Source organism: Mesorhizobium sp. WSM4842 (assembly GCF_055901575.1).
Genome location: NZ_CM148372.1, coordinates 2,294,335 through 2,318,752 on the forward strand (window position 1 = coordinate 2,294,335; position 24,418 = coordinate 2,318,752).

The 24,418-nt window shown below is 61.4% G+C and carries 29 protein-coding genes and 1 pseudogene; 13 read left to right on the forward strand and 17 right to left on the reverse strand.

Translation table 11 applies throughout. The features are described from left to right. Window positions 1-48 precede the first annotated feature (48 nt). Window positions 49-720 (reverse strand): RraA family protein, encoded by a 672-nt coding sequence (locus tag AC0NIE_RS11025; RefSeq protein WP_123149320.1) that lies wholly within the window; start codon window positions 718-720, stop codon window positions 49-51. A 13-nt stretch (window positions 721-733) separates the two neighbouring features. Continuing rightward, complete coding sequence (locus AC0NIE_RS11030; protein WP_474046854.1) at window positions 734-1,048, reverse strand: NAD(P)-dependent oxidoreductase; 315 nt, start codon at window positions 1,046-1,048, stop codon at window positions 734-736. 21 nt (window positions 1,049-1,069) lie between these two features. Here AC0NIE_RS11030 and AC0NIE_RS11035 point away from each other — a divergent pair, with 21 nt between their 5' ends. Continuing rightward, the gene (locus AC0NIE_RS11035) at window positions 1,070-1,249 is read left to right on the forward strand and encodes a sigma factor-like helix-turn-helix DNA-binding protein (RefSeq protein ID WP_474046856.1); all 180 of its coding nucleotides are present in this window, start codon (window positions 1,070-1,072) and stop codon (window positions 1,247-1,249) included. Here the strand turns inward: AC0NIE_RS11035 and AC0NIE_RS11040 are convergent. From AC0NIE_RS11040 to AC0NIE_RS11050, 3 genes are all read right to left on the reverse strand, one after another. Beyond that, on the reverse strand, window positions 1,243-2,007 hold the full coding sequence (locus tag AC0NIE_RS11040; RefSeq protein ID WP_473490003.1) for an ATP-binding cassette domain-containing protein: 765 nt from the start codon (window positions 2,005-2,007) through the stop codon (window positions 1,243-1,245). The two genes, AC0NIE_RS11035 and AC0NIE_RS11040, sit on opposite strands and share 7 nt — an antisense overlap. Next, window positions 2,004-3,158 carry an ABC transporter permease gene (locus AC0NIE_RS11045; RefSeq protein WP_473490004.1) on the reverse strand — a complete coding sequence of 385 codons (1,155 nt, stop codon included), beginning with the start codon at window positions 3,156-3,158 and terminating at the stop codon, window positions 2,004-2,006. The genes AC0NIE_RS11040 and AC0NIE_RS11045 overlap by 4 nt, the downstream gene beginning before the upstream one ends. A gap of 77 nt (window positions 3,159-3,235) precedes the next feature. Further along, window positions 3,236-4,222 (reverse strand): ABC transporter substrate-binding protein, encoded by a 987-nt coding sequence (locus AC0NIE_RS11050; protein WP_473490005.1) that lies wholly within the window; start codon window positions 4,220-4,222, stop codon window positions 3,236-3,238. 129 nt (window positions 4,223-4,351) lie between these two features. Between AC0NIE_RS11050 and AC0NIE_RS11055 the strand changes: the two are divergent. After that, window positions 4,352-4,576 (forward strand): annotated as a pseudogene (locus AC0NIE_RS11055) (cation:dicarboxylate symporter family transporter); the annotation flags it as partial. Window positions 4,577-4,687: 111 nt separating this feature from the next. After that, a complete protein-coding gene (locus AC0NIE_RS11060) occupies window positions 4,688-5,125 on the forward strand; it encodes a hypothetical protein (protein WP_473490006.1) in 438 nt (145 codons plus the stop codon). 20 nt (window positions 5,126-5,145) lie between these two features. Here AC0NIE_RS11060 and AC0NIE_RS11065 read toward each other — a convergent pair whose 3' ends face one another. Beyond that, window positions 5,146-5,526 carry a hypothetical protein gene (locus AC0NIE_RS11065; protein WP_473490007.1) on the reverse strand — a complete coding sequence of 127 codons (381 nt, stop codon included), beginning with the start codon at window positions 5,524-5,526 and terminating at the stop codon, window positions 5,146-5,148. A gap of 55 nt (window positions 5,527-5,581) precedes the next feature. Here AC0NIE_RS11065 and AC0NIE_RS11070 point away from each other — a divergent pair, with 55 nt between their 5' ends. Together AC0NIE_RS11070 and AC0NIE_RS11075 are read left to right on the forward strand one after the other, a co-directional pair. Further along, window positions 5,582-5,743, forward strand: a complete 162-nt coding sequence (locus tag AC0NIE_RS11070) for a CBS domain-containing protein (RefSeq protein ID WP_473490008.1) — start codon at window positions 5,582-5,584, stop codon at window positions 5,741-5,743. A 756-nt stretch (window positions 5,744-6,499) separates the two neighbouring features. After that, the gene (locus AC0NIE_RS11075) at window positions 6,500-6,826 is read left to right on the forward strand and encodes an antibiotic biosynthesis monooxygenase family protein (RefSeq protein WP_189501698.1); all 327 of its coding nucleotides are present in this window, start codon (window positions 6,500-6,502) and stop codon (window positions 6,824-6,826) included. A gap of 329 nt (window positions 6,827-7,155) precedes the next feature. On the opposite strand, the gene AC0NIE_RS11080 is transcribed toward AC0NIE_RS11075, so the two are convergent. The 7 genes from AC0NIE_RS11080 to AC0NIE_RS11110 form a co-directional block, all read right to left on the reverse strand. Next, a complete protein-coding gene (locus tag AC0NIE_RS11080) occupies window positions 7,156-7,827 on the reverse strand; it encodes an RraA family protein (protein ID WP_473640899.1) in 672 nt (223 codons plus the stop codon). A gap of 13 nt (window positions 7,828-7,840) precedes the next feature. Then, window positions 7,841-8,851 carry a C-terminal binding protein gene (locus AC0NIE_RS11085; protein WP_474046859.1) on the reverse strand — a complete coding sequence of 337 codons (1,011 nt, stop codon included), beginning with the start codon at window positions 8,849-8,851 and terminating at the stop codon, window positions 7,841-7,843. A gap of 19 nt (window positions 8,852-8,870) precedes the next feature. Next, window positions 8,871-9,365, reverse strand: a complete 495-nt coding sequence (locus AC0NIE_RS11090; RefSeq protein WP_123149322.1) for a lactoylglutathione lyase family protein — start codon at window positions 9,363-9,365, stop codon at window positions 8,871-8,873. Beyond that, the gene (locus tag AC0NIE_RS11095) at window positions 9,362-10,360 is read right to left on the reverse strand and encodes an ABC transporter permease (protein WP_123149323.1); all 999 of its coding nucleotides are present in this window, start codon (window positions 10,358-10,360) and stop codon (window positions 9,362-9,364) included. Before AC0NIE_RS11095 ends, AC0NIE_RS11090 begins: the two co-directional genes overlap by 4 nt. Continuing rightward, on the reverse strand, window positions 10,357-11,823 hold the full coding sequence (locus AC0NIE_RS11100; protein ID WP_258122435.1) for a sugar ABC transporter ATP-binding protein: 1,467 nt from the start codon (window positions 11,821-11,823) through the stop codon (window positions 10,357-10,359). The genes AC0NIE_RS11095 and AC0NIE_RS11100 overlap by 4 nt, the downstream gene beginning before the upstream one ends. A 119-nt stretch (window positions 11,824-11,942) precedes the next feature. After that, the gene (locus AC0NIE_RS11105; protein ID WP_123149325.1) at window positions 11,943-12,992 is read right to left on the reverse strand and encodes a sugar ABC transporter substrate-binding protein; all 1,050 of its coding nucleotides are present in this window, start codon (window positions 12,990-12,992) and stop codon (window positions 11,943-11,945) included. A 30-nt stretch (window positions 12,993-13,022) separates the two neighbouring features. Further along, window positions 13,023-13,895 carry an SMP-30/gluconolactonase/LRE family protein gene (locus AC0NIE_RS11110; RefSeq protein WP_473489840.1) on the reverse strand — a complete coding sequence of 291 codons (873 nt, stop codon included), beginning with the start codon at window positions 13,893-13,895 and terminating at the stop codon, window positions 13,023-13,025. A 99-nt stretch (window positions 13,896-13,994) separates the two neighbouring features. On the opposite strand from AC0NIE_RS11110, the gene AC0NIE_RS11115 reads away from it, so the two are divergent. From AC0NIE_RS11115 to AC0NIE_RS11130, 4 genes are read left to right on the forward strand one after another with little or no spacing between them, the layout of a single operon-like run. Next, window positions 13,995-14,720, forward strand: coding sequence for a GntR family transcriptional regulator (locus AC0NIE_RS11115; protein WP_473489839.1), 726 nt, complete (start codon window positions 13,995-13,997; stop codon window positions 14,718-14,720). Further along, entirely contained in the window at window positions 14,720-16,234 is a 1,515-nt protein-coding gene (locus tag AC0NIE_RS11120) for a sugar ABC transporter ATP-binding protein (RefSeq protein WP_473489838.1), read from the forward strand. The genes AC0NIE_RS11115 and AC0NIE_RS11120 overlap by 1 nt, the downstream gene beginning before the upstream one ends. Next, complete coding sequence (locus AC0NIE_RS11125) at window positions 16,231-17,217, forward strand: ABC transporter permease (RefSeq protein ID WP_473489837.1); 987 nt, start codon at window positions 16,231-16,233, stop codon at window positions 17,215-17,217. Before AC0NIE_RS11120 ends, AC0NIE_RS11125 begins: the two co-directional genes overlap by 4 nt. A gap of 43 nt (window positions 17,218-17,260) precedes the next feature. After that, entirely contained in the window at window positions 17,261-18,259 is a 999-nt protein-coding gene (locus AC0NIE_RS11130; RefSeq protein ID WP_123149330.1) for a substrate-binding domain-containing protein, read from the forward strand. A 221-nt stretch (window positions 18,260-18,480) separates the two neighbouring features. On the opposite strand, the gene AC0NIE_RS11135 is transcribed toward AC0NIE_RS11130, so the two are convergent. Together AC0NIE_RS11135 and AC0NIE_RS11140 are read right to left on the reverse strand one after the other, a co-directional pair. Beyond that, on the reverse strand, window positions 18,481-18,699 hold the full coding sequence (locus tag AC0NIE_RS11135) for a hypothetical protein (protein WP_123149331.1): 219 nt from the start codon (window positions 18,697-18,699) through the stop codon (window positions 18,481-18,483). A gap of 81 nt (window positions 18,700-18,780) precedes the next feature. Further along, a complete protein-coding gene (locus AC0NIE_RS11140; RefSeq protein WP_473489836.1) occupies window positions 18,781-19,566 on the reverse strand; it encodes a recombinase family protein in 786 nt (261 codons plus the stop codon). Window positions 19,567-19,870: 304 nt separating this feature from the next. Between AC0NIE_RS11140 and AC0NIE_RS11145 the strand changes: the two genes are divergently transcribed. The 4 genes from AC0NIE_RS11145 to AC0NIE_RS11160 all read left to right on the forward strand — a co-directional run bounded on the left by AC0NIE_RS11145 (window position 19,871) and on the right by AC0NIE_RS11160 (window position 22,733). Further along, entirely contained in the window at window positions 19,871-20,665 is a 795-nt protein-coding gene (locus tag AC0NIE_RS11145) for a methyltransferase domain-containing protein (protein WP_258118459.1), read from the forward strand. Between the two features lie 249 nt (window positions 20,666-20,914). Then, on the forward strand, window positions 20,915-21,070 hold the full coding sequence (locus tag AC0NIE_RS11150) for a hypothetical protein (RefSeq protein WP_473489835.1): 156 nt from the start codon (window positions 20,915-20,917) through the stop codon (window positions 21,068-21,070). A gap of 79 nt (window positions 21,071-21,149) precedes the next feature. Then, entirely contained in the window at window positions 21,150-22,094 is a 945-nt protein-coding gene (locus AC0NIE_RS11155) for a uracil-DNA glycosylase family protein (RefSeq protein WP_473489834.1), read from the forward strand. Window positions 22,095-22,106: 12 nt separating this feature from the next. Beyond that, entirely contained in the window at window positions 22,107-22,733 is a 627-nt protein-coding gene (locus AC0NIE_RS11160) for a GIY-YIG nuclease family protein (protein ID WP_473489842.1), read from the forward strand. A gap of 996 nt (window positions 22,734-23,729) precedes the next feature. Here the strand turns inward: AC0NIE_RS11160 and AC0NIE_RS11165 are convergent. Both AC0NIE_RS11165 and AC0NIE_RS11170 read right to left on the reverse strand, forming a co-directional pair. Then, window positions 23,730-23,984 (reverse strand): hypothetical protein, encoded by a 255-nt coding sequence (locus tag AC0NIE_RS11165; RefSeq protein WP_123149402.1) that lies wholly within the window; start codon window positions 23,982-23,984, stop codon window positions 23,730-23,732. A gap of 136 nt (window positions 23,985-24,120) precedes the next feature. Next, on the reverse strand, window positions 24,121-24,345 hold the full coding sequence (locus AC0NIE_RS11170) for a P27 family phage terminase small subunit (RefSeq protein ID WP_473489833.1): 225 nt from the start codon (window positions 24,343-24,345) through the stop codon (window positions 24,121-24,123). Window positions 24,346-24,418 lie beyond the last annotated feature (73 nt).

Below are 24,418 nucleotides of genomic sequence, written 5' to 3' on the forward strand. Positions count from 1 at the left end.
AGAGGACAAGCATATAGGGGCCGGCCGGACGCGAAAAGGTCCTCGGTCTCAAAGACGACCGAACTCGTTAAGCAGCTCTTCAAGTGTTTTCCCTTGGGCGACCCATTCGCGGGTCTTCTGTTCGCGCGCTGCCTGTTCGCGCGCGAGCTCCACGACCGTTTCGGCGCTGGCTACCGGCACGACGGTCACGCCGATTGTGTCGGCAACCACGAAATCGCCGGGATTGATAGGTACGCCGCCGCATTGAATTGGCACGTTGATCGAGAGCTCATCCTTTCGGCCTGAATACATTGTGTGCGTGCCTCGCGCCGTGATGGCGCGGGCCCAGATCGGCCAGCCGATCGCCTCAAGCTCGTCGATGTCGCGGCCGGAGCCATCGATGATCATGCCGCGAATGCCGCGGTTCCTGGCGAGCCCGCCCATCAGCCCGCCGCACACCGAGGTCTGCCGGTCGCCGCCCGCGTCGACGACGATGATGTCACCATCCCTGCCCATCTCGATTGCCCTGAGCGGGTCAACGAGGTCTCCCGGCGAGAGCTGGACCGTGAGGGCTTGGCCGACGATTCTCGCCGGAAACGGCGGCTTGATCTCCGAATCCATCACGCCCTGACGGTATTGAGCGTCGGCAAAGACGCATGAGGCGCTGTAGCATTTGGCGACCTCTTCGAACTTCGCAAGCAGCACCGGCTGCCGCTCGAAATCGTTGAAAACCTTGAGCATCGCATGACCTCCCTTATCTTCGAGCCGGCGTTCGCGTCAGCTCTACTGCGTTAACCGGGTTGAGCGGCATGCCGCCGGTCAGCACGCGCGCGACTTCAGACGCGGCGGTTTCGCGGGCAACCCGGATCGACTCTTCGGAATAGTACGCCGTGTGGGGCGTCACGATGACGTTGGCAAGCGAGAACAGCGGATTGCCGCTTGGGTTCCACTTGGCGAGCTTGGCCGGCTCCTCTTCAGGATCATCCAGGCCGGCGCCGGCGATGCGGCCTTCGGTCAGCGCCCGATAAAGCGCGCGGTTGTCGATGGTTGGACCGCGGCCGGTATTCACTATAATTGCCCCCTTCTTCACTTGACCGTTGTTCGCAACGAACTGCTTCCTGTCCGCGCCGAAGACGTATCGTTCGCCCTGATGGCCGTGCTTGAGCGCCTCTCCCCGCTGGAGCGCGTCGTGTTCGTGTTGCGCAACGCGTTCGATCTCACCTTCGACGAGATAGCCTCGGTGGTTCGGCGCGACGCCGCCATCTATTGAACGCGCGTATCGTCCAGGGCGCCCACCATGTATTGCACAAGCTCCTGAGTATGCGTCTCCGCCGTCCGCTTCTCCGTCACCTTGTGCCCCCTGCGCATCACCATGAGGCGGTCTGAGACCGCGAAGACATCGGGCAGCGTGTGCGTGATCAGGATGACGGGGACCCCCTGGTCCCGCAGCTTCCTGATGAGCTCCAGGACCCTGTGCTGCTCGGGAACGCCGAGATTGTTGGTCGGCTCGTCCATAATCATCAACCGGGCGTCCCAATAGACGGCGCGAGCGATGGCGACGGCCTGACGTTGTCCGCCGGACAGGCTCTCGATCGGCTGCGTGAGGCTCGGGAATTGGATCGCCAGCGACTCCAGCGCCGCCCGGGACTCCCGAAGCATCATCTGCTCGTCGAGCGTCCGGATGAGGCCGGCGAGATAGCGCTTCTTCACTTCGCGCCCAAGGAAGATATTGGCGCTGACATCGAGATTGTTGGCGAGCGCCAGGTCCTGATAGATCGTCTCGATGCCCTGTCGGCGCGCGTCCATCGGGCGGGCAAAATGGCTGAGCCGGCCCTCGAAGCAGATCTCGCCTTCGTCCGGCTGATAAACGCCCGACACGCACTTGATAAGGGTCGACTTGCCGGCGCCGTTGTCGCCGAGCAGAGCAACGACCTCGCCAGGGTAGACATCCCAGCTTACGTCGTTGACGGCCACAAGGCCGCCGAAGCGCTTGGTCAGCTTCCTGATCGAAAGGACAGGCTCGGTCACGTCGGCGGCCCTCGTGTCGCCCGGCCGATAATCAGGTCTCGCGACTGGTCGATCAGGACGGCAACGATCACGACGACGCCGACGACGATGAATTGCCAGAACGCCTCGACGTTCAGCATGACGAGACCTGTAGTCAGCACTGCGATGATCAAAGCGCCGATGACGGTGCCCATCACGCTTCCGGCGCCGCCGAATAGGCTAACGCCGCCGATGATGACGGCGGCGATCGAGGAGAGAAGCAACGCATCGCCGATCACCGCCGAGCCGGCAGTGAAGCGGAGTGTCGACAGGAAACCGGCGATACCGGCCGTTGCGGAGGAGAGGATGTAGAGCGAGATGATATGGCGGTCGACCGGGATGCCGGCGCGGATGGCCGCCTCGACATTGCCGCCGATGGCGTAGGTGTGCCGGCCGAACTGGGTCTTTCGCAAAACGAAGATCGCGATCGCGACGATGATGGCGGTGAGCACCACGGGATAAGGAAGGATGCGGTCCATGCGACGGAGCAGCTCGCCGCTTACCTCCGGCGCTGCGAGGAAATACAGGCCGCCGGCCTCGCCGCGTATGAAATAGACGAGAGCGTCATTGCCATAGGCGCGAATTCCTGGAGGCAAGCCGATCACCGTTGTGTTCTCGGACATCAACAACGCGACGCCACGCACGATGAACGAGCTGCCCAGCGTCACGATGAAGGCCGGTACTTTCAGCTTGGCGATGATGACGCCATTGACGAAACCGACGACACTGGCGCCGGCCACCGCGGCGAGGAATCCGACGACGACCGAGGGAAAGAGCGGCAGTCCGGCATTGAAGACAGCGCGGATCGCCAACGCCGACAGCACCGAGGCGAGACTCATGACCCAGCCGACGGAGAGGTCGATGCCGGCGGCGATGATGACGAAGGTCTGGCCGAGGCCGAGCAAAAGTATCGGTGTGATGGCGACGAGGATGTTCTGCGAGTTGCGCACGGTGAGGAAATTGACGGCGCCAAAGCTGACGATCGGTACTGTCACGACGAAGAAGACGATCATCAGGGCGAGGAAAGCCCAGGCCCAGGACCGGCTCAGCGCCAGCACGAATCGCTTCGGCGGCGTTAGGGTTTGCGTTGCGGGGGCCATCTCCGCCTTCGCCTTCATTTCAACGCGGGCCACGAAAACCTCGTCCTCATGAGCGCACACGAGCTAATGCCGGGAGCACCGCTCCCGGCAGGCCAGTCAACCGTCGCCCGCTATTTGGCCGGAACCTGATAGACGAAGCGGGCAATCGCCGGGTCTTTGACGTTGTCCTTGTCGATGATGGCGAACCCGGTCTCGACACGACGCGGCAGGCTCGTGACGCCGGCAGCATCGGCCGCGGCGAACTGCACAGCCATGTAGCCCATGTCGAACGGTTTCTGTGCCAGCACCAGCGAGACGACGCCGTTGTTCATCAGCTCGATTGCCAATTGCGTCGCGTCATAGGCGACAACTTGAACGTGGCCGCCCAATCCAGCGTTGACGACGGCCGTTCCGGCGCCTTGAGCGCTGAACACGTTGGTGCCGAACACTCCGGCGAGGTCGGCTTCGCGTTCGAGGACCGCCGCGGTCTGTTGCGTCGCCTTGTTCTGGTCATCGAGATTGTAGTCCGGCCCGAGAACCTTGATGTCCGGAAATTCCTTCTCCATCACCTCCTTGAAGCCCTGCTCGCGACCCTCGACCGAGCTGACGTTCGGGTTCGTGGAGTTGATGTAGACAATACCCTTTCCGCCGATTGCCTTGGCGAGGCCCCGGGCTGAAATGCGTCCGCCTTCGACGTTGTCAGAGCCGATATAGCTGATCGGGAAGGTCACCGGGCCGTTCACGTAGTCGCCGTCGCCGAGGAACGTATCAACGGTGATGACCTTGATACCGGCGTCGACCGCCGCCTTGAGTGGACCGATCATCTGGTCCTTGTCGGTCGGCGCGGTCACGATGTAGTCGAGGTCGCCGCGCGCCACCATGGCGTCCAAAATCGGCGTCTGGGCCTCGACGCCCCACGTCTGCGGGATCTGCGTCACGACCTCGACGCCGAGGTCCTTCGCCGCAGCCTCAACGCCAATCTGCATCACCTGATAGAAAGGATCGACGACGCCAGGCAGAAAGCCGATCTTGATCTTGTCTTGTGCGGCAGCAGCCTGCGGAGCTGCCGCGAGAGCCAGCGCTGTGATCAGCGCAAGGCAAAGCTGTCTCTTGGACATTTTTCACCTCCCGAGTTGACTTTTGATGCTCGGCCGACGTTCACAGAGCGTCGCTGAAGCTTTGGCAATTTTAGCAGGTGCTGAATCGCTTGCAAAGGACGACTGTCCGTTGGCGGCGAAAGGCTGGGCCACATCTACATGACGTTGGCTACCCTTTTCATCGCGCAGGCGACCAACGTCCACCTTTCGATTGGTGACCAGATCCTCCTGCTGCTTGTCGCGATGCTCTCATCCAAAGGCGCGGCTGGCACTACCGGCGCTGGGTTCATCACGCACCGAATATTCGTCGAGGTTGAGCTCCCGGTCACGGACGAAGATCCGTCCCGAGGTAGGCGGGAGCACTCCGGTCAATGAAGCCCTCCCAGCATCATCGTGATTGGACTTCACGATCGGTTGGAGTCACGCTGGCTGCAGGCATAAGAAGGATATGGGTGGACCAACTATCGTCCGAATAGGAGGGCCAAAATGAAACACCAGACGATCGAGCAACTGCAGATCGTCGCCGAGATCGATCAGGCCTACCCGCGCCAGGCCCTGTCGCGCAGCGAACGTCTTGAACACTGGGCGGAGCTCCTTGAACGGAACCCTGACCGGCGCCTCTCGACGCTGCACCAGACCGAGTATCAGCCGGTTAGAGCACGCGGGGCCATGCGCGGCGACGGCTCGCCGACCTCAGTCGCTTTCGAGGATCCTGTCCTCCGCGCCGCCGGGTTGGAAAACGACAACTACGGCGAAGCGAAGCGGTTCTTCGAACTGACCGATAGGCAATTGCATGAGATCATCTGCTATTGTCATTTCGGCGCGACGGTGAGCGCCGTAACGGCCGCCCATCACATCCGTGCGGCGATTGCCGGGAGACAGCCCGGCATGTTCGCTCGGATGCGTGAGGCGTTCTTCGGATAAGCCGGCGACGCTTCGCGGCATCATTGTTGAAGCGGGCTCGCCTGAGCCGGCGGACCGCCGTAACGAACAAGGGTGGCGTATTCGAGCGGCAAAAGGTCCCTCATCTTGTAGGCGACCTCGTGCAATTTGTGGCCTTCAGTTTCCGCATTATGTTGCGGTCGGAGAGCATCTGCGACCGCCGTCTGACGCGGCGTGAATTTGTCAGTGACGGAGTCGATTGTCTTCTGCTTGGCAAACACGCTGCTTGCCGGTACGAAAATGCCCCTGCCAATGCCAGATTGATCCTTGACGCATATTTCTATGTCGACCGAGACTGGAATATGGCCGCAGGTGCCACATTCGAGCGCTTTGAGGACTTGCGTGAGATCATCCCCTTCACCGAGGATCACCACCGGTGTCAAGCCGGACTCGGATACGAGTTTCCTGATTTCGTCGGCAACGCCGGGATCGATGATCTTGCCCGCTTATGTTGAACAGGATTGCAAAGGAACGGCAGAGGATGGTTTTGATGGCCGCAAGCCGATGGCGCGAGATGTCATGACTGCTGGCACCCATTGCTGCCGTGAAGACGATGACCTCGCCAAGGCCGTGCGACACATGGAGGAACTGAAATTTTGAATGTCACCAACCTGGTAATCTCTCCTGCACGCTCGCTGCGGAGCTCCACCAGACCGCATTTGCGTCAATGTCATAAATATTGGAGCCATCGCGACCGAACGCCAGGTTGTCCGGTTTCGCCAATCCGCCGGAATGTAGCCGAGTTGTCGATCAACGCCGCAAGGACGCTTCGACTGACACGGAGCGGGCTCAAATGAGCGAAGATATGCGGCCCGCAGTTCGTCAAATTCATTTGGATCGGAGCCGCTCGCTGGCCGTAGTGAACCCTGTGCAGCTTGGCTTCGACATCTTCGGATGCACGAAGGCTTGCCCGATACATTAGGAGGGCTTCTGCTGCTGCGGCTTCAAACGATTGCTGCGCGAACGACATGCCCAACGAAACCATCAGGGGCGTGACGGGGCCGTCAACCTGCTTGGGTCCATCCAGGTCATGATCGCTCTCACTGTGGCGGCGCTGCTGGTGGTGTGCCGCCAAACCAGCCAGCCGCATACGCAATGACGAGCAATACTACGATCGCTACTGCCACGCCGTACCAGAGACGCCTGTCGTTGAAATCCATCGTTGCCTCCTGATATTCCGCCACGTGTTGGCCACTGGGCGGATTCCGTGAGACTCGCCGCCCTACTTCAACCGGCTCGATTACGTCGCGCCGATGAACCAAGAGCATGCGTTCTGCCCGCCGGCCGAGAGACTACTTGGCATCGCCATTCCCAAACTCGGCCAGCTCATCCAACTGCCAATCTAGCGAGGTCCCTATGACACAGATCCGAGCCGACAACCAGCACGTCACCCAAATCACCATCGTCGATTCTGAACCGGACAAGCAGGCCGAGGCATTGTCGGTCATGATCGAGCGAGCGCGCTTTATGGCGCGCCAGCCTGGCTTCATCTCAATCAGCCTGCATCGCAGCCTCGACGGGCGGCGCATCGTCAACTACGTCCAATGGCAGAATCGCGATCTGCTGCGATCGGCTCATCAATCGCCGGAATTCCGCAAGGAGTGGGGTCATTTCGATCAGTTGACGGACGAGATCGATCCCAATCTGTACGAGGTAGCCCAAGTGATAGATAGTGGTCAGTAGGCGTGCTGTTCACGTGACCTGAACCGCCGGGTCGAGACGGTCGACATGAGCTGACAAAGTCTAAGCCATGGCTGCCATGAACCATCGCGTCGTCAGCGTGTTCGGTGGAACCGGGTTTCTCGGCCGCCGCGTTGTTCGGCATCTCCGCAATGGTGAATTTTCCGTTCGGATTGCATCAAGACATCCGGAACGGGCCAAGATAATTGATGATACCGCTGGTGATCGATTTACGTGCCGATATTGATGCGTCTCTCGCCGTGCACGGGCGAACGGCGTCGCCAGAGGACAAGCATATTAGGGGCCGGCCGGACGCGAAAAGGTCCTCGGTCTCAAAGACGACCGAACTCGTTAAGCAGCTCTTCAAGTGTTTTCCCTTGGGCGACCCATTCGCGGGTCTTCTGTTCGCGCGCTGCCTGTTCGCGCGCGAGCTCCACGACCGTTTCGGCGCTGGCTACCGGCACGACGGTCACGCCGATTGTGTCGGCAACCACGAAATCGCCGGGATTGATAGGTACGCCGCCGCATTGAATTGGCACGTTGATCGAGAGCTCATCCTTTCGGCCTGAATACATTGTGTGCGTGCCTCGCGCCGTGATGGCGCGGGCCCAGATCGGCCAGCCGATCGCCTCAAGCTCGTCGATGTCGCGGCCGGAGCCATCGATGATCATGCCGCGAATGCCGCGGTTCCTGGCGAGCCCGCCCATCAGCCCGCCGCACACCGAGGTCTGCCGGTCGCCGCCCGCGTCGACGACGATGATGTCACCATCCCTGCCCATCTCGATTGCCCTGAGCGGGTCGACGAGGTCTCCCGGAGAGAGCTGGACCGTGAGAGCCTGGCCGACGATTTTCGCCTGAAACGGCGGCTTGATCTCCGAATCCATCACGCCCTGGCGGTATTGCGCGTCGGCAAAGACGCATGAGGCGCTATAGCATTTGGCGACCTCATCGAACTTCGCAAGCAGCACCGGCTGCCGCTCGAAATCGTTGAACACTTTTAACATCGCATGACCTCCCTTATCTTCGAGCCGGCGTTCGCGTCAGCTCTACTGCGTTAACCGGGTTGAGCGGCATGCCGCCGGTCAGCACGCGCGCGACTTCAGACGCGGCGGTTTCGCGGGCAACCCGGATCGACTCTTCGGAATAGTACGCCGTGTGGGGCGTCACGATGACGTTGGCAAGCGAGAACAGCGGATTGCCGCTTGGGTTCCACTTGGCGAGCTTGGCCGGCTCCTCTTCAGGATCATCCAGGCCGGCGCCGGCGATGCGGCCTTCGGTCAGCGCCCGATAAAGCGCGCGGTTGTCGATGGTTGGACCGCGGCCGGTATTCACTATAATTGCCCCCTTCTTCACCTGCTGGAATTCCGCTTCACCGAGGAAATGCCGGGTCTCGGGGGTTATCGGCACCTGCATCATCAGATAGTCGGAGTTTTGGAGGATCTCTGCCTTGCCGACACGGCGCGCGCCTTTCGCCTCGGCGACGCCCTTCTCGATGTAAGGATCGTATACAAGGATATCGACGCCGAAGCCTTTGGCGCGCTCGGCAATCGCCTGGCCGATCTTGCCGAAGGAGACAATGCCCATCGTGCGTCCCTTCAACCGATGGATCGGTTGCCCGGTCTGCCAACGCCAGATCCCTTCATGGGTCGCGGCGTTGTATTGGAAAAGCTTGCGGGCGAGCGCGAGCCACAGCCCGATCGCATGGTCGGCGACCTCGTCGGTGCAATAGTCGCGGACATTGGTGACAAGAATGCCCTTGGCGGTCGCCGCGTCGACATCGACGATGTCGACACCGATGCCGTAGCGGGCGATCACCCGGCAGCGCTGCATGCGTTCGATGGTCTTCGCGCCGATGCGGGCATACTGGTTCATCATCGCGTCGCAGTCGATCGCCTCGGCAGCCAGTTCCTCCTCCGACTTGGCCTGGAGCCCTACGACGCGCGCCCCGACTGCCTCCAGCACGGCCCGTTCGATATCCAGATTGCCGTAGTCGTAGTCGGTGATGACGACCTTGGGGTGTTCCGCCATGCCGCGTCTCTCCTGCGCTTCAGACGTAGGCGCCGGCCGAATAAGTGAGCTCATAGGAGTGACTGTAGAGCTCGATGATATTGCCGAAGGGATCCTCGCAATAGACCATGCGGTAAGGCTTTTCGCCCGGATAGTAGTAGCGGACCTGGCTCATCCGCTGGCGGCCGCCGAGGGCCTCGATGCGCTTGACGCGCTCTTCGAGATGCTGGTCCTGCAGGCAGATGTGGAAGATGCCCGGACGCCAGTATTCGAAGGGCCGCTTCTCAGGGCGAGTTTTGGGGAACTCGAAGAGCTCGATGCCGATGCCGTCGCCGGTCGAGAGGTGAGCGATCCGGAAACTTCCCCAGCCGGCTCCGAAGACGTCGTCGCACATCTGGCCGATAGCGCTGTCGTCCTGGCTGACCTTGGTCGGCCCCATGATCACATAACAGTCGAAGGCCATCGAGTAGAACTCGACTGCTCTTTCGAGGTCGGGCACGGTGATGCCGATGTGGGAAAAGGTTATGGCGGTCATTGGTCAACCTTTCCTTTTTGTCCTGGCAAGGTGAGCGGGCCGACGATGAAGGCGAATGCGCGACCGATCTCGCCGCGCCACATGTCGACGCCGACCGCGGTCACGATGATGGCGCCGATGATGACGTTCTGGGCCGACGCCGGCACGGCGTTGAGGTTGAGCGCGTTCTGGACGATGACGATGGTAAGCGCGCCGATCACGGTGCTCACGATCTGGCCGCGACCGCCGGCGAGACTTGCGCCGCCGATCACTGCGGCGGCGATCGCCGAGAGCTCCATCCCAACGCCATAATTAGGCGAGCCGGAATTGAGCCGTGCGGCCATGAGCACGGCTCCGACCGCCGCCATCGCACCGGCAATGACGAAGGCAAGGAAGCGCGTGCGGGCGACATTGAGCCCGGAGAGCGCCGCGGCCTGCGGGTTGCCGCCGACCGCGTAGATCGTGCGGCCGAAGGCGGTGTAGCGCATGACGAAGAAGGCGAGTGCGTAAAGGCCGACGACGTAGAAGAGCGGCAGCGGCACCCCGAGAAGAGAGCCGTAGAAGATCGGCTCGAGCTTCGGGTGCACGGAGAATACCGGCGAGCCGTTGTTGAACATGAAGGCGATGCCGCGGAACGCCGAGAGCGCCGCGAGCGTGGTGATGAACGACGGGATACGAAGGTAGGCGGTGAGGACGCCGTTCACGGCGCCAAGGAGCACGCCGATCAGAAGGACGAGCAGAATCGCCAACGGCAGCGGCACGTCCCCGAATTTGATCGCCATGGCGAAAACCATAGTCATCAATGCGATGGCCGAACCGGGGGAAAGGTCGATGCCGCCGGTGAAGATCACGATGGTCGAGCCGATCGCAACGATCGCAACGATGCTCACCTGCAGAATGAGGTTGGACAGATTGCCGACATCGAGAAAGCGGTTGGTGGTGAGCGCGACGACGACAGCCACCAGGAGAAGGGCAGCAAGCGGACCGACGATCTGGTTGCTCACCAACCGTTTCATGCGGCGAGCTCCTCCTGGTCGGCGGAGGCCTTGACCAGGTCGGCCTTGTCGAGGCTCCTGGCATCGCGGATTGCGACGATCCTTCCGCGGCTTACAATGCCGATCCGGTCGCTCATCGCGAGCAGCTCGTCATAGTCGGAGCTGATCAGGATGACGCCCTTGCCGGCGGCTGTAAGCTCGTTGATGAGCTGGTACACGGCGATCTTGGCCCCGACATCGATACCTTGGGTCGGCTCGTCGAGAACGAAAAGCTCGGCCTCCGCGAACAGCCACCGGGCAATCACGATCTTCTGCTGGTTGCCACCGGAAAGCTCGCCGACCAGCGCCGTCCCGGCAGTCGGCGTGATTCTGAGGCTCCGGATCAGGCCGTGGGCAAGCCGTCGTTCGCGGGCGTGGTCGAGCATGGCTCCGCGCGTGATCCGGCCGAGCCCGGCGATCGAGATGTTCTCGAGCCCGCTGAAATTGAAGAAGAGCCCGTCGGATTTTCGATTCTCCGGCACAAGCGCGATCCCGGCGGCGATCGCGTCGCGCGAGGACAGAAGCTTGAGCGATTTGCCGCGAAGCCGGATTTCGCCTTGCCGAAGCACATCGACCCCGAACAGGGCGCGGGCGATTTCGGTGCGGCCGGAGCCGAGCACGCCGCCAAGGCCGAAGACCTCGCCGCGGCCAACCGTAAAGCTAGCGCCGGCGACGCGGTTGCTCGTGTGGATGGAGCGCACGTCGAGGAGGGCGTCACCCGTGGCATTCGCCGCCTTGGGAAAGTGTTCGTCGACGCGGCCGACCATCTTAAGGACAATGGCGCTGATCTCGACCGGCGTTTCCGCTGCGTTCGATACCACGCGCCCATCCTTGAGGATCGTTGCTTCGTCGACGAGTTCAACGACCTCGTCCAGGCGATGCGAGATGTAGAGGATGATCCTGCCATCGTCCCTGAGGCGCAGGAGAAGGCGATGAAGCTCGGCGATCTCGTCGGGGCCGAGGGCGGTGGTCGGCTCGTCGAGAATGATCATCGAGGCGTTGGCCGCGATCGCCTTGGCGATCTCCACGAGTTGCTGGCCGGCGGTTGAGAGTTCGCCCACGATCGCGTCCGGGTCGATCGCGACGTGGATGCGGCCAAGCACGCGCCGGGCTCCCTCGCGCATTGCCGGCCAGTCTATCCGCCATCGGTTTCCCGGAAGCCGGCCGAGATAGATGTTCTCCGCGACCGATAGCGTTTGGACGAGCGAGAACTCCTGAAAGACCGTGGCGATCCCTGCGCGCCGCGCGGCGATCGGGTCGGAAAGCACGACCGGCTGGCCCGCACACAGGATCTCGCCCGAATCGGGCTGATGCACCCCGCATAGCACCTTGACAAGCGTGGACTTGCCGCAGCCATTCTCGCCGAGCAGGCCGTGAATCCGCCCGGCAACGAGGCTGAGCGACACGGAATCGTTGGCCACAACGCCGGGGAAACGCTTGGTCACGTTCCTCAGCTCCCAGACGGGAACGCTCTCTTCCATAGCTCTCCACGCGATCCTTGCTTCGCCCGACCGGGTGATCCGGCCGAGCGAGGGAGGTGCTGCTTAAGGAACATGAGTTCGTCTCAATACTGTATCGACGGCTTCGGATAGAGCTTGTCGGGCGCCTGCAGAACCGGCAGCACATTGGCCTTGTCGACAATCGTTGTCGGTGTTTCGACAAAGCCTCCTGCGAAATTGCCGTCGAGCACGTCGATCGCGACCTGCAACGCAATCTGGCCCATGACGAATGGTGTCGTGTTGACAGTCGCGGTGACCGTGCCTTTGCTGATCTCCTCGAGAGCGGCGGTGTCGCCATCATTGCCAAGCAGCATCAAGTCGTTTCGACCGAGCGACTTAGCGGCGAGTTGGGCACCCATGATCATGTAGTCGTTCGCGGCAAAGATGACGTCGACGTCCGGATGACCCTGGAGCAGGTCCATGCCGGCGGTGTTGCCACCCTCAACATTCCAGCCGCCGGGAATGCTCGCAACAATATCCACATTCGGCTTGCCCTTGACGGCGTCGAGGAAGCCGCCGACGCGCTCTGTCGAATGGTAGCCGGGCTGGCCTTCGATGACCGCGGCTTTCACCGATTTATCGCCGAGCCTCTCAAGGAGGTATTCGCCGATCTTATGCGTGCCTTTGCGTTGCGAATAGCCGACCACGGCATGGACCGGGGTCGGAAAGTTGGCGATGTCGGAGTTGACGATGACGACGGAGATGCCTTTGTCGACGGCCTGCTTGACGAGCGGAGCGGCGGCCGCCTCGTCATGGGTCGACAGGACGATGGCGTCGACGCCCTGGGTGATCACGTCCTGGATCATGCCCATCTGGCCGTTGATGTCGGCGCCGCTTTGCGGGGCGAGCATGAAGGTCTCAACATTGCCCTTCTCGGCCGCTGCGGTTTTGAGGCCCTCGCCGATGGCGATGTAGTAGTTGAACTCGGTCGCCGGCGGCATGTAGGCGATGCGGATCTTGTCCTTGCCGGCGCCCTTGGTGATCGGCGCCTGTGCGCCGGGTTGAAGCGGTTGCGGTGCGGCGTAGTCGATGGCGAGGGCAATACCGGTCGCCGTGAGTACTACGACCGCGCTTGTCGCTGCTATCGCGATCAACGATCGAAAGCTGAAGCTCATGTCTTTCCTCCCTTGGACGCTTGACGGGTTCTATCCGGCGAACGGCGCGTCCACGACGCCGCGCACGCCGGGTTTGAAAGCGAAGAGAGAGCCGGCCGTCGGCTCGGCGGCGATCTGCTCCCGCGTCGCCTCCAGTCGCGATGTGGTGATGTAGAGAGTCTCGAGCTCAGGCCCGCCGAAAGCGCAGCAGGTCGGCTTTAACACCGGCACCTCGACCACCCGGTCGATGCTCCCGTCGGGCAGGATGCGGACGACTCGCCGGCCTTCCCATTCGGCATTCCACACGGCGCCTTCAGCGTCGACGCACGAGCCGTCCGGAATGCCCGGCTCTCCCTTGAAATCGTTGAGGACTTGTCGGTTGCCTGGAACCCCGGTGCCCGGATCGTAGTCATAGACCCAGATGGTTCCGACGGAGGTGTCGGCGAAATACATGCGGCGCCCGTCGGGCGAGAAACAGGTCGAGTTGGCGCAGCCAACGCCGGCAATGATCGTCGTTACCGATTCGTCGGGATCGATCCGCAACACGGTCGACTTTTCCGGTCCGGAACCCTCGTTCATTCCGCCAGCGATGAATCGGCCCTGGCGATCCGTGCGGCCGTCATTGAGGCGCGTCCCCAGTTTGTCGGGCTCGAAGCGATGGATCGTCGCGAGTTCGCCGGTGCCGGGGTCGAAGAACGCCACCTCCTTTGCGAGGGCGAGAATGAAACCGCCTTTCTCGCGGGGCGCGAAGCAGCAGACGCGGTCCGCCATGGCGATTGAACCCGAAGCACCTGATGAGGGTTCGAGCCACCACAGACGCTTCCCGTGGATGTCCGTCCACCAGACCCGGCGGTCATGGTGGTTCCACAGAATTCCCTCGCCGTGCAGGTTACGGCAGTCGAGCGCGAGCTCGGCTCTGTCCATGTCTCCTCCCCGGAGCACGTACCTTGGCTTCGTAACGGGCCGTCAGCGAAGCCGCTTCTTGTTGCCGAACTTTCTGGTGTCTGGTATATCACCTTGCAGATGGCAGGCAATACCAAAATCAGCGGCCGGCTTCCCGTCGCCAGGATCAAGCGACCCAAATCGCTTGCGGAAACCGTGCTCCACCAGCTCCGCCAGTCGATCGTCCACGGTGACCTCGCGTTGGGTCAGCCTCTCTCTGAACGTCAGCTCGCCGACGATCTCGGCGTGTCGAAGACTCCCGTCAGAGAGGCGCTCGCCCAGCTCCGCGCCGAGGGCCTGGTGCTGATCTATCCGCAGCGCGGCGCCTTCGTCTTCACGCTGAGCGCTCGCGAGGTTCATCAGATCTGTGAATTCCGGAGTGCGGTAGAAACGGCGGCGCTGAGGCTCGCCATCGCGCGCGGCCCGGATGGCTTCGCGGCGGAGCTTGAAGACATCGTGCGCGGCATGGCAACCGCGCAGCGTCAGGGTGACCAGCGGCTCTATCTGTCCCTGGACACCCGCTATCACGCGGCCTTCTTCGAGCACTGCGGCAATAGCTATCTCCGCGACAGCTATGAGCGCTATGTCGGCAAGATCGCAGCGCTCCGGACCCACCTTGCCGGCAAGCCGCTTCACACGAAGCTGTCGTTCCAGGAGCATCGACAGATGCTCGACACCATCCGGCGTGGCGACGCAGACGCAACGATAGCGGTTCTGGATATCCATATCGGACGGACGCGCGAGACCTATTCCAACGGAATTGAGGACATTGCCGCCGCGGATAAAGGAATTCCGGAGGCGAGCTGATGGCGGCACCGCTCCTCGAGCTCAGCGGCATCACGAAGTGGTACGGCACGACGCGGGCCCTTGGCGACGTCGATTTCGATCTGAGGCAGGGCGAGGTGCATGCGCTTGTCGGCGAAAATGGTGCCGGGAAATCGACACTCCTCGCCATCCTCTCCGGTGTGGTCGCGCCCGACAAGGGTACGATCAACATCGACGGGAGGGCGGTCACCATTGACGACCCATCCAGAGCGCAGGCGCTCGGCATCAGCACGGTCTTCCAGGAGCTTAGCCTCGCCGGGGCCTTGACGGTCGCCGAGAACGTCTTTGTCGGCCGGGCTCCGACGGCCTGCGGGGTCATACGCTGGAGCGAGCTCCGGCGGCGGACCCAGCAGATCCTCTCCCCCTTCGGCATCGAAATCGATGTCGGTCGCCCGGTTGACCGCTTGCCCGCGGGCACGCGCCAGCTCGTCGAGATTGCCAAGGCGCTGTCGCTCGACGCTCGCATCCTTCTCCTCGACGAGCCCACCTCGGCGCTCACCTCCGATGAGGTCGCAGCGCTGTTTGACATCATCACTCGGCTTAAGACCCGGGGCATCGGCATCGTCTATGTGAGCCATCACATGGCCGAGGTCTTCCGGATCGCCGACCGCGTCACCGTGCTGCGCGATGGCCGAAGGATGACCACGCGCGCGGTGCCGGAGACTTCCATCGACGACGTCGTCCGCGCCCTGGTCGGCCGGAACCTCGAAATCTTCGCAGCCGAGACGGCGCTCGTGCCGGGTCCGGTGGCGCTTGCAGTCCGTGGCAACGGAGCCAAGGGCAAATCTCGACATCTGGAGCTTGAAATACGTTTCGGTGAGGTCGTCGGTCTCGCGGGCCTGATGGGATCGCGCCGCAGCGAGCTTGCACGCAGCCTCGTCGGCCTGCGGCAGCCGTCTGGAGGAACTGCGATCGAGATCAAGGGCCGTCCGACGCGCCTGCGTGGTCTCCGCGACGCGATGGCCCGCGGCATCGCCTATGTGCCGGACGATCGCAAAGCGGAAGGCCTGTTCCTGTCGATGTCGGTCACCGATAATTTCGTCGTGACTGCGCTTCGCCGCTTTGCGCGGCTCGGTTGGATTGAGAGGGCGGCGGCGACGGCGGCGGCGGGTAGGGCGGTCGAACGCTTCCGGATACGAGTGCCGAGCCTTGCGGCGGCGGCTGGAAAACTCAGCGGCGGCAACCAGCAGAAACTGATGCTGTCGAAGTGGCTTGCGAGCGACCCGGCGATCGTCGTGATTGACGAGCCGACCAAGGGCGTCGACGTCGAAGCGAAAAGGGAGATCCACAAGGAAATCCGCCGCCTCGCTGCCGCCGGTAAGGCGATTCTCTTGATCTCCTCTGACCTCCCGGAGCTCTTCACCATCTCCGATCGGATCGTCGTCATGCGAGAGGGACAGATCGTCGGCGATCTCCCGACACGTTTGGCAACGGAAGAGAGTGTAATGGCTCTTGCCTCCGGCATCGGTCACAAGCGCGAAGGGGAGGCGGCATGAGCGTCGACGAGGTCGGTCGGTGGCCTTCGCGTTTCGGCAGCCGTGTCCTTCGGCGCTTCGTCGAGACGCGCGAGTTGACGCTACTGGTTCTTATCGTTGCGATCATCGTCGGAATGTCGCTGGCTTCGCCGGTCTTCCTGTCGCTGGCGAACTTCCGTGCGATAGCCATCGGCATGGCGCCGACCGTGATCATCGCTGTGGGCATGACGGTGCTCCTGGTCTCTGGTGGATTCGATCTCTCGGTCGGCTCCGTGCTGGCGCTAGCGAGTACCGTGACGGCGCTTCTTCTGTTAAGCGGCGCCTCCATCCCGCTGGCGATTCTTGGTGCGCTTGCTCTTGGCGTCATCATCGGCCTTGCCAACGGCATCGTCGTCACCAGGATCGGTGTCAATCCCCTGGTCGCCACTCTCGGCTCGATGTCGATCGCCCGCGGGATCGCCTTGGTGCTGACCGAAGGATTCTCGCTCAGCAATCTACCGCCGGCCTTCGGGTGGGCCGGCCGCGCCGAGATTCTCGGCCTGCCGTTTCTTCTTTGGGTCGCGCTCGCACTGGTGGTCGTCTTTGACCTCGCCATGCGGCATGGAAGCTTCTTCCGGCAACTCTACTACATCGGTTCGAACGAGAAGGCGGCGCGTCTCTCGGGTTTGGCCGTCAATCGCGTCCGCACACTCGCCTACATGCTGAGCGGACTGCTCGCCGCGCTTGCCGGCGTCCTCCTCGCCTCGCGGCTGATGAGCGGTACGCCTACAGCCGGCAACGCGCTCGAATTGCAGGTGCTCGCAGCCGCCGTGATCGGCGGCGCAAGTCTGCGCGGCGGGGAGGGCACCGTCCTGGGCGCGTTTCTCGGCGTCATCTTCGTCGCCTTGATCAACAACGCCATGACCATGCTCGCCGTGTCGATCTACTGGCAGATGATCGTCACCGGCGCCGTTCTTGTCCTGGCCGTTGCGCTCGACATGCTGGTGCGCCGCGGCGACGGGTAAGCCAAGGGCCCATTGGGCTCCAATCGAAGAAGGGAGGAAAGTGATGACGACACTCGATCTCGACCGCCGCAGCCTGATGAAGCTCGGCGGCATTGGCCTCGCCGGGACGGGGCTCGGCCTCGTACCCCAATTCAGCGATGAAGCGCTCGCCCAGAGCGAGGGCATGGAATACGTGTTTCTCTCCATCGTCACGCAGGTGCCGTTCTGGGTCGACCACCGCAAAGCTCTCGAAGACGCCGCTAGATCGCTGAACATCAAGACGAGCTTCACCGGCCCGCTCGACTTCGACACCGTCGCCCAGGCGCGGCAACTCGATGAGCTGATCGCGCGGAAGCCGGCCGGCCTCCTGATCTTTCCTGGCGACGCCGCCTCGCTTGCGGCCGGCATCGACCGCGCCGTCGATGCAGGAATTCCGGTCGCCATGATCATCGGCGACGCGCCGGGCACCAAGCGCGCCGTGTATCTCGGCATCTCGAACCTCGAAGCCGGCAAGGTTGGGGGCAAGATGCTTGCCGAGGCGATCGGCGGCAAAGGCAAGGTGATCCTCGGTTCGTTCCCCGCGCCTTCGGTTCTGGAGCGGGTCGAAGGCTACAAGGCCTACTTCAAGGAATCCGCGTCCGAAATCGAAGTAGTCGACGTGGTCAACGACAAAGCGGACCCGTCTTATGCCCCCACGGCCTACAGCCAGTCACTCCTCGCTCATCCTGACGTGGTCGGTATCGGCGGCACCGACGGCGACAGCGGCAAAGGTGCTGCCATCGCGGTGCATGAGACCGGTCGCCAAGGCCAGGTCAAGATCGTCGCGATGGACCGGAACGACGACATGCTTCCCTACATAGAGGACGGAACGATCGTCGGCGCCGTGGTTCAAAAATCCTATGTCGAAGCTTTTCTCGCCGTGCATCTCCTTCATTGGCTGAATACCGATGGCATGAAGGTCGTGCCGGACTACAAAGCGGCTGGCGTCAACCCCTTGCCGGAAAAAGTCGAGACTGGCGTGATGCGCCTTACCAAGGATAATGTCGCCCAATTCAAACACTGAGCGACAGGCCGGGCCGCGGACCTTCCGCGGTCCGGCGGGCGCGCGGGCCGGGTGCGGCTGATTGCATGTCCTTATCATCGTCGGAAGACGAAGATCGAGCGCTGGCTGTTGTTTCAGCAGCGGCGGGGGGGAATCGGCCGTGCCCTCGCGGAGGGCTTCGTTGGGGCCGGCCTTCCTGCTCCGGCAAGTCCGTAGTCATGCCTTCCCAACGGGCCGAAAGCTCAGCCCACGTTGTCCGTGCTGTTCGGATCGATCTTCATCAGTCGCTCTCTGGCATCGATCACGCGCCTTTGCTCGGCCCTTATCCGGCCGCACAACGCGAGATTAAGGGCGACGCCACCGTCCTCGTCCAGCAACTCATTCGCGCGCTTCAGAGAGTTCTCGGCTCGTTTTACACCCTGTCTGGCCTTGGCCACTTCGAGGCGATAAATTTCAAACATTTTCCCGCGTCCTTTGCGGTTGCGGTCCCTTCGATAGTAGTTAACCGGCGTCGATCCCGTTTGTTCCGGCCGCGCCGGTGGCTATTTCCCGCTTATAAAAGAGTAGGGGGATTGCCGCGCGAGAACGTTGCGCACGTTCGACACCTGCCATTGGCCATTGCGCGCTGTGCGAACGCCGCGGCTGTTCAAGGCAACGGCCAGGCCACGCAGGCTGGTGATGCCGGACTGCTGAATGGAGGCGATGATCGGCAGCACGGTTTGGGCAAATCTCTCAGCTTCCCGGATCGAGATCTTCCGACCTTTCGCTGCAGCTTCCGCTGTATTGGTCGGATTACCGAGCTTCATTCCAGTGGTCTTGCGAGAGGCGAGGGCGGCTTTGGTGCGCTCCGAGATCAATCGCCGCTCCTTCTCTGCCAAAGCGGCATAGAGGTGCAACATGAACGGATCGGCATCAGCACCGAGTTCGGCCACGATGAAAGGAACACGCTGGACCATCAGTCCGGCAATGAAGGCGACATCGCGCGACAGGCGGTCAAGCTTCGCCACAACGACTGGGCATTTGACCTGCCGGGCAAGGGCGAGGGCAGCGGTCAGTTGCGGACGTCGATCAAGAGCATCAGCGCCCTTTCCGGTTTCGATCTCGGTGAACTCCTGGAGGATGATCATTCCCTCGGCCTCGGCAAAGCGGGCAACCGCGGCACGCTGGGCCTCGATGCCCAAGCCCGAGCGTCCTTGCCGCTGTGTGGAGACTCGATAGTAGGCGACCGCGCTCGTCATGCTGCTGTTTCCGGGGTGTTCAAACTGCAAACCACCGTTTGCAGTTTGCTCACTCGCCACCGGATAGCAAGACAACCAATTGATATGCATGGGATTTCTGTTGCGGCGCAACAAAAGCTCGCCGGGAGAGGAGAACCGGCGGGCTGGGTTTCACCGACGGCTGGGAGGAGGGAAGCCGTCGACGGAAAGCGGAAAAGCAGCCATCATTCTCCAATTACCGGATTGTTCCCGCATAGCTGGCATTGCTCGAGCCGCTTTTTACGGCGAGTTGCTCCCGCTGCCATGGGACTGCAATGCTCTCAAAGAGACTCATCGTCGGAAAGCGGACGTGATAATCTGAAGCCACATGCTTTTCGCGGCGGCTAGCGCCCAGTGGAGAGAGGGCACATCAAAAATGAGCGGCGGGCTGGAATTTGACGAAGAGACCAGCCGAAAGGTCGAAGCGCTCTATTTGACTCCCGACGTGGTCGAACAGCGGTGCCAAGTGCTGAAGGCACTGCAGCTGAGGGAGGGCGAACGGATTCTCGACATCGGTTCTGGCCCCGGACTCCTGGCTTATGACATGGCAGCTTCCGTCGGGCCCGACGGCCGTGTGTGCGGTATCGACATCAGCGACGACATGCTGGCCATGTCCAGAAAACGTTGCGCCAATCGGCCTTGGGCCGAATTCCTGCGGGCGGAGGCAACCAAACTGCCCTATCCGGACGATGATTTCGATGCTGCCGTATCAACTCAGGTCTACGAATATGTTGCCGATATTCCGGCAGCGCTCGCGGAGCTTTACCGAGTAACGCGCCCGGGCGGTCGCGTGGTTGCTCTGGATACGGACTACGATTCGTTGGTAATTTACACGGGCGATCAGCCGCGCATGGAGCGGGTGCTTTCGGCTTGGGACGAACATTTTGTACACGGCGGGCTACCCCGGACCTTGTCGGGGCAGCTCCGCGACGCCGGGTTCACGATTCGACAACGCGATGTGATTCCGATGTTCAATCCCGAGTACCACGACAATACCTACGCCAGACGCATGCTTGCTATCATGGCGTCCTTTGTAGTCGGGCGCAGAGGCGTGTCCCAGGAGGAAGCAAACGCTTGGCTTGCTGAGTTTTCTGAACTTGGCAAGCAGGGGAAGTTCTTCTTCAGCCTCAATCGCTACCTTTTTGTCGCGGACAAGGTTGCGGTTACATGACCGGTGATGTTCAGTGGAATCAATGTCGCGTTAGCGGTCAACTTCCGTCGTACCCTGCTCGATCGCGGACGGCCGGATTGGGTCGAAAGCAGCATTTCCCCAAGGCTACCAAATGGCAGACTTCCACCATACCTCGCATGGGCGGTCGGCCGCCGGCTTCTGAAAGCAATGAAATGATCCACTCAGCCGTTGATGTTGTTCGCCGTCCGAGCATGAGTGGTGTCACCAACCAGAGAGGACGAGCCCTGCATGAACAGGCACCTATTCGCCACCACGCCCAGGATGCAGATCGTCTGGAACGTGCTCGAGGCCGCCAAAGATAACGGCGACGAGATGGTGATCGCAGCTTGTCGCCGGCTGATCGTCGCCGACCGGCTGGGTTGGAAAAACGGATCGAGCTGCTGATCACCAAGTCGGTGAACATCCTGTCCGAAAACGGCCACTCGATGCGGCTACAGAAGTGATCAGATTACGGGAGGGCTAGATGAGTTTGCGCGAGCAGGTTCTTGAATTGATCAAGAAGCGGGGACCGGTAACGGTTGATCAGCTGCGAGTGCTTTCCAGAGCAGAGGATAAGCCGATCCGGTCAGCAATCGACCAGTTACGAGCGTCGGGCGAGCCAATCTGGCTGGATACGAAACGAGGCTTCTGGTGGCGCGATGACGTTCTTCCATCTGCTGAAAAGTTCGGCCGTTGGAAGCGCCCGTTTGAAGTCTCTGTGCAGCTTCGACAGCCGAGGCAGCGAAATGTGCCGATAACCACGCCGGCGATTCGCTGTGTCCAAGATTCATCGAAGGCACCGAGTTTACGTGCCTTGGCTCGCAAACGGCAAACACAACGGCTGCCGGGACATCGAGCAATCTCGGATTATCACGAAGGCGCGTACGAATGCGACTTTGTTTCACCTTGGACGAAATCTGCATCGGCGCTGGACGCTGATTTGATGGTTGTAGCGCAAGACTGGGCATCCGACGAATACCTGGCCGGACCATTTCGGCCGTACCTGACTAAGCTTGGGCACGATCCCAGCCTCCCGACCAACATCAATCTCTTCGGTTTGCTGCTCCATCACTTCGGAGTACGCTTCGACCAGGTCTACGGGACGAACCTGTTCCCTTACGTGAAGCTTGGAGAGATGAATTCTCCTATCCCGACAAAGGATCTTCTCTTTTGCGCCACAGAATTTCTGCTGCCGCAGGTCGAGATTCTTAGGCCGAAGCTGGTGGTCTGTCTGGGTCTTCGGACATTTAACGCTGTCAGAAACGCGACTAGTCTGAACTCAGCATCGAACGTTGCGGCCATGGTAGCCTTGCGGTTTCGGATCGGTAGCAGCGTAGTGACGGGCGTCGCGCACACAGGCTCCTTGGGCATGAAGGCGCGAGGTAGATCACAAGTAGATGCCGATTGGATGGCGCTGAGGCGTTTATGAGGGCCATTGAAAATGCAGGCGTCGTTTCTATTGACCCCGGCTCGGTTGTTCAATCGAGCAGAAGTCTTGTCTCGCCCATCCTCCGTGCCGCGACGTCCTGGCGTCTATGGCTGGTATTTCGATGCCCCCATACCCTTCATCGACCCGGCCCGGTGTCATGAGGCACATGGAAAGAAGCTTCTCTACGTCGGCATCTCCCCCAAGGCACCGCCACTTAACGGGGCCAAGCCGAGTAGCCAATGCCTTCGCTCACGACTTCGTACACACTACTCGGGGAACGCGGCTGGATCGACGCTGCGCCGCATGTTAGGCTGCTTGCTGGCTGCTGAACTGGGTATCGAGCTGCGGCGGGTAGGAAGTACTGGACGCTATACCTTCACCAACCCCGGCGAATGCGTCTTGGATAGCTGGTTGGACCGGCATGCTTTTGTCGCTCGGGCCGAGATTGAGAGGCCGTGGGGGCTGGAGAAGCAGCTGATTTCGTCGGATCTGAGATTACCCTTCAACGTGGACGGCAACACGCGAGTTGAGCTTACAGCGTCATTTCGGCCGCAAGGTCCGAAGCACGAAAGCGCGCGGATGCTCTCCCGATTTTGCTTGATAGCGGAGGCAGCCGAAAAGGTCGGGCTACAGCGTTAATCCATATCGAAGGACAGAGGGATCAATTCAAATAGTCGGAAATTCGACCAAAAAATTTCCAGCCAGCGCGACTACATGCGCAAATTGGTCGCGTCATTGGGCTCCGACCGGCAAGCAGTTTGGCCGCCTAAGCGCCGGCCGGAGGACTTCGGCTGGCGCTCTTCGTTTGTTAGGCCTGCCTGAGCCTGGGAGCGCTCATGGCTCACCAGGCTTAATGCTCTACATCGTTCTTCAGCAGAGGAGAGCGAAGAATGAGTTCAGATCAGAACAGGAACACACACGAATTCGTGGTCGCGGATGTTCAGTTTACGAAACCGATGACGGCGTGGCGCTGATGCTCACGGATGCCCGTGGCGGCCGGGTACGGCTGCATCTAAATGGTGACATGGCCGAGTTGCTGCGCGAGAGGGTCGCATTTGCGCTCGACAGGAACACGGGACCGTAGCGCAGGCTATGGCCGCGGCCCTGCGAATGGTCGCCTTTGCCGAGGCCGCTTCCACCGTAGCTGGCAGTAGGCGGCGAGGCGCCGCCCGTTCGAGTTCGCTGGATCACGACAAGATAATGCAGATAGCGGGAGCCGCTTCGATGCTGCAGCTTTCCGAGGTTATGCTCTCGGAGGGCGATAGTATTCGAAGGCCTCCCGAATTGCCTCTACCGCGCGTCTTTCCTGGCTGGGGGAGCCTGGTTTCGCCGGCTTAAAGCCTATTTGGCTCGGCAGTCCGCGCTCTCGCGACACAACAAGAAAGGTGATGTCCGGTAGCCCCTTGGAAGTCTCCTCCCGGCTGATCTCATCCAGGACTGGCTTCCAATATCCCATGTCCGGAATGCCGACTGCACGACTCAATTCCGCGTATGTGATCATTAGGCCTCTGGTCGCGCGCCTGATTAACTCCGCGCGAATCGCATCCTTTCGGTCCGCGAATGGTACCGGCATAATATGCTCCCCTGGCAAAGCTAAGCCCGACCCGGTTCCTTCAACGTTCGAATGGCAGGTAGTTATGTCATTCTCCGAACAACCCAGAGCGACCGGCCCGCATGAGCGATTCCGGACACGAGTCGAAGGCGAGGATCATCTTTGAGCCGCTCAGCCTCAACCACATCAAGAAGCAGGACCTGCTGATCGGTCTCGTTTGCATTTGGCGTAATCCACCAGCGCCGATCCTCGCAGCAAAGCCCGGCTTCCGGATGCTCCTGGAGGTACTCAATCGCATATTCGGCGTCCACTTTTCTCGGTCCGGCGTCGACGGACATTTGCTCCGTTCCTCCTCCGTCTGCGATCGCTTTGGGACTATACTTGATTATGGCGCCTGTTGAAGCGACGACCATTTTGCTTGGCTAGCCGTTGGCATGGACGGCTCGATGCAGCAGTGCTTAGCGACGCAGGGTTTCACGAAAAGAGTTCGTCGTCTTCCTGGCCGGTGAACTCCCATGGCCTGGGTCCCATGCTGTGCGTCGTTGCGACCCGACTGCGTGACACGGGCGAGAGGCCGAGCTCGCTCATGAACTTGTGCATCAGCTCGACATTCTTGTTGGAGATGGCAAGCCAGGGCGAGGGCTGCACGTAGCCGGCTGGCGTCCTGAGCAGGGCAGGGGTATCCTTCAGCTTCTTCACGGACTCCACCCAGCGGCCATAGGCTTGACAGTAGATCGCTCACCGTCCATCTGCCGCTGACCCTGCGCAAGCG